This is a genomic window from Alphaproteobacteria bacterium (genome assembly GCA_035625915.1).
Lineage (GTDB): Bacteria > Pseudomonadota > Alphaproteobacteria > JACZXZ01 > JACZXZ01 > DATDHA01.
This window is the reverse complement of the sequence record DASPOR010000007.1, coordinates 1-4,172: the sequence shown is the minus strand read 5'-3', so window position 1 is coordinate 4,172 and position 4,172 is coordinate 1. Positions and strand designations below refer to the sequence as shown.

The window sequence follows — 4,172 nt, the reverse complement described above, 5'->3', positions numbered from 1 at the left end:
CTATATCGCAGCAGGGCTCGTCTTTGGCGCATTCGGGGGGGCGGCGTTGGGGGCCGGTATCGGTGCGTTGACCAGCAGCGCTGGAACGGGGGCCGCGATTGGCGCCGGGGCAGGTGCGCTCGGTGGTGCTGCCGCGGGCTCCCTCTATGGGCCGGCGACCGCGGCGTCGAGTGTTGCCGATCCGCTTGCAGGTGCTGTCAGAAGCTGCCTTGAGGAGCGCGGCTACAAGGTCCTCGATCCAGCGCCAGAAATGCACGCTGCCTCAGAAGGATAGTGTGTCGCCCCTAGCCGCGGCCGACCAAACCGTCTGCACGGCGATGCCGATTTGAGGTTTGTCAGAAAGCCGCGAATGAAACGTATCCGCGTGGCATGTAAAGCTAATTTTGCAGTGCAAAATGCGAACCGATAGGCATTCAGGCGAACCCAAATCAGCTAGCAAATGCTTGGACGAGGGACGAGCCGCAAATGACGATCCAAAGAACGGCCAAGACCATCGCGCCGACTCGTTCAGAACGGCTCCATCGCCTCCAATCGGCCTTCACGCCACGCATCGACTACCTCCCAATGATCACGCCAGCTTGCCCCAACTCGCGCTCAACAGCCTCCGCGGAGCGATCCTGGCCGACGAAAGTAAGCAAACTCCGGGCCACGCACGTATGATCCGGATCACATGGTAAGGAAATGTGGCGAGAGGACAAATAACGCCCTTGTTCGAACGGGCGGGGCTTTTCTTTGCCTGTTGCGGTCGTAGATCAAACACCGGCAGAAGGGAGTCTTACCCCGGCGCGGGGGTACGCCCATCCACCCTCGCGCCGGACCCCGACCCAAGCCTCGCACCTTCAGATACCGCGTTCGATCTCCGCGGCAGCCGGCGCTATTTCCCCTTTAGCATTCGCTCCAGGGCCTCGGGCAGCAACGCGACGACGTTTTGCTGCTGAAAAAGTTCCCATGTCTCCGGTCGATAGGCGCCAAGGTCGACCATCCCGTGCGGCGTGAGGCGGAAAAAATCGTATCCGGCGAGCACCCCCTGGAAGTCGCGCAAAAACGTCCGCGCCAGCGCATGGGCCGCATTGAACTCGAACTGCACGCAATCGATCGCACGCCGCTCGATCGCCGCACCTAGTCCCGCAAGCACCTTCAGCTCGTGGCCTTCCGTATCGATCTTGAGCAGGTCAACCCGCTCGAGTCCTTGCTGCCGCAAAAAGCCGTCTAGTCGCATTGCGGGAACCTTGTGCTGCACCACCTTGACGACTTGATGCAGCTCGAGGCTTTCCGGCAACATCGTGGCAATGCCCGAGCCCTGCTCTTGTCCGTTGGTGTAAAGCGTCGCTTCACCGTCGAAATCCGAGCACGCCGCATGAACCACTTTAAGACGTGGATTGCCGATACCGTCCAAGAGATTGGCCAATTCGGGATTGGGCTCGAAGGCGATGACCTTGGCATCCGCCTTGATCTCCAACACCAGCAACGCATAGTGGCCGCGATTTGCACCCACATCGAGTACGACCGGGTCGATCCCGAGCGACGCTAGATAGCGGCCGAGGAAATAAGCCTCGCCACTTTGATGAAAATCGAGATTTCCGCCAAGGCCCAGACTGCGAGAGGCGACCTGAAACAGGCTTGCGGCGCGCTTGAGATTGCGTTGGCGCGAAAGGAAATCGATTGCAAGCCGCTTGAATGGATCCATCGTGAAAGCCTCGTCGCCGTGCCGCAGGAACGTGGCGAACCTCATAGCTTACATCATCGCCCGATGCCAGCGACGGCGTCTCTAGCGCTGCCGTTCAAGTGATATGCGATATTGCCAGCAAGGCATTGCGCGTACGAAAATGCCCTGCGCGGATAATCTTGGCCCTGACGGGCATTGGTAGGATCGGGGAGGAAAAGGTGGGCGGGAGAAAAATCAGCACGACATCCGGCCGCGCGCGATGACCGGAACGAAGAGCCCTCAGCACCCCATCGAGCGCGTGCTGATCGTCGGCGCCGGCGTGATGGGCAAAGGTGTTGCCAAATCCTTCGCCGAGGGCGGCTTCGAGACCTCGATCTGGAGCCGTCGCGGGGCTGAAATACCCGGTTTGCCCAAAGGTGTCGTCGCCTCGGCCGACCTGCCGAAGGAAGTCCCCGACCTCGTGATCGAAAACGTGCCTGAAGACGTCGAGACGAAGCTCGCCTGCTATCGCGCGATCGAAGCGGCCTATCCGCCGACGGTCATCATCGCGACGAACACCTCGGGCCTGCCGCTCGATGAGCTTGCTGGGAGCTTGGCGCATCCGGAGCGCTTCCTCGGCGCGCATTATTTCCAACCCGCCGATGTGTTTCCGATGGTCGAGGTGATCGGCGGCACGGCGACGGAGCCGCGTGCCGTCGAACGCGTAGCGGAGGCGATGCGGCGCACCGGCAAGGAGCCGATTCTCGTTCGCAAGCCGGTCGAGGGCTATCTCATCAACCGCCTCCAGCATGCGATCCTGCATGAGGCGTATTCCTTGATCGAGACGGGTGCGGCGACGGCCTATGAGGTTGACCAGGTCGCAAAACATCTCCTCGGCCCACGCATGTGCGTGACCGGCCTTATCGAGCAAAAGGACATCGCCGGTGTCGGCACACATGCGAAGGCGCAGGCCGCGATCGTGCCGAAACTTGCCCATACGCGCACACCGGTCGGCTTCGTCCAGGAACTGCCGAAGCGCGGCGAGACGGGCCTCGAAGCCGGCCTCGGTTTCTACGATTGGCGAGAGTGCGACAAGGGAGCCGTCGCGATGGAGGCGAGTGCCCGTCTTCGCCGTCTCCTCGATTTTTTGGCACGGGACCTTGGCGAGGAAGCGGCGCGAACACGGCCCGAGAACCGCGATCACGCGCGGCCGCGGCGACCGTAACTTAAGATGCTCGAACTTGAGATGCCAGTGTCGAAACTCGGGGAGGCGCCATGACCGTCACTGCAATGAACCACTTCACCGTGCTCGCCGGCGATCTCGCTAATACCCAGGCGTTTTACAAGGAGTTGCTCGGTCTCAAGGAAGGATACCGGCCCCCGTTCGACTTTCCCGGCGCGTGGCTTTATGCAGGCGAGCAAGCGGTCCTCCACATCATCGCCGGGCGCGAGCTGCCCAAGGACCCCGCCGGCGTGCTCGATCACATGGCGTTCAGCGCCGCCGGCCTCCAGGACACGATCGCGAAGCTCGAGAGGCGGAAGATCGATTATTTGCTCCGCCGTCAGGCGGGAAGCCGGGCTTGGCAGCTCTTCTTCCACGACCCCAACGGCGCCAAAGTCGAACTCGACTTCGCGCCCGAGGAGCCAGGACCGGCGACCGGCGACTGAAGTCCTGTCATCTTATCCTGTGAATAAGGAACCGCATGGCAACGAGGCCGCGAAGCGGCCGTCTCGAACCATGAGGGGCCTCGCCTTTCGAGGTGCCTTCGGCGCGTAGGTCGCCATTCGCCACCGCCGTCATGCCCGCGCCTGTCGCGGGCATCCATGTCCTCGACGGCGCCATCCCCAAGACGTGGATGCTCGGGTCTGACCCCCGGATCGAAGTCCGGGGGGCGCGCATGACGGAGCTAAGCGATACTCGCGTTCCCTTTGTTCGTCATGCCCGGGCTTGACCCGGACATCCACGCGTTCCAGCACCACTCGTCATGGCCGGGCCCGACCCGGCCATCCATGTGTTCGGGCATCGACGCCCTAGGTTGTATCTTTCCGAGAGACTCAACTCGGGCTTGACTCCGGTTACCGGGGCCGGCACGGTGCCGCACCGAAAAACAACGCAAACCCAATGGTTTAAATAAAAAATAGCTAAATTAGAGAAACCTTAAACAAACCCTTCAATCGCGTACCTTCCCACGGCCCCCGCCCAAGAAACCCGCGCGAAATGAGATCGAGAAAGGATCGTTCGATGACGCACCGCATGCCCACGGGCAAGGGGATTGGTACGTGAGCGGGCTTGCCACCTTCGGGGTCGACACCTTCGACAATTCCCGTTCGGTGAGCTTCCCCGGCTTCACCGGGGGTACTGCGACCAGCAGCCCCGATGGCCAGGTCTATGGCTTCTCGGCCGAGACCGGCTACACCTTCCACCCCGCGGGCGTGCTCGACACGCCGCTCACGGTCACGCCGGTCGCGGGCTTGGGCTACACGCACCTCCATTCGGACAGCACCACGGAGAGCGGGGCGAACGCCG

Annotated in this window: 5 protein-coding genes; 4 read left to right on the top strand and 1 reads right to left on the bottom strand. The window is 62.1% G+C overall.

Annotated features, from left to right (window positions below; all coding sequences use genetic code 11):
• Window positions 1–274, top strand: a 274-nt coding sequence (locus VEJ16_00800) for a hypothetical protein (protein HYB08190.1), incomplete at its 5' end; no start/stop codon positions are given.
• A 600-nt stretch (window positions 275–874) separates the two neighbouring features.
• Here the strand turns inward: VEJ16_00800 and VEJ16_00795 are convergent.
• Window positions 875–1,732, bottom strand: a complete 858-nt coding sequence (locus VEJ16_00795) for an FkbM family methyltransferase (protein ID HYB08189.1) — start codon at window positions 1,730–1,732, stop codon at window positions 875–877.
• Between the two features lie 193 nt (window positions 1,733–1,925).
• On the opposite strand from VEJ16_00795, the gene VEJ16_00790 reads away from it, so the two are divergent.
• From VEJ16_00790 to VEJ16_00780, 3 genes are all read left to right on the top strand, one after another.
• Complete coding sequence (locus tag VEJ16_00790) at window positions 1,926–2,870, top strand: 3-hydroxyacyl-CoA dehydrogenase NAD-binding domain-containing protein (GenBank protein HYB08188.1); 945 nt, start codon at window positions 1,926–1,928, stop codon at window positions 2,868–2,870.
• A 50-nt stretch (window positions 2,871–2,920) separates the two neighbouring features.
• Complete coding sequence (locus tag VEJ16_00785) at window positions 2,921–3,313, top strand: VOC family protein (GenBank protein HYB08187.1); 393 nt, start codon at window positions 2,921–2,923, stop codon at window positions 3,311–3,313.
• 612 nt (window positions 3,314–3,925) lie between these two features.
• A partial coding sequence (locus tag VEJ16_00780) for an autotransporter outer membrane beta-barrel domain-containing protein (protein HYB08186.1) occupies window positions 3,926–4,172 on the top strand: 247 nt, incomplete at its 3' end.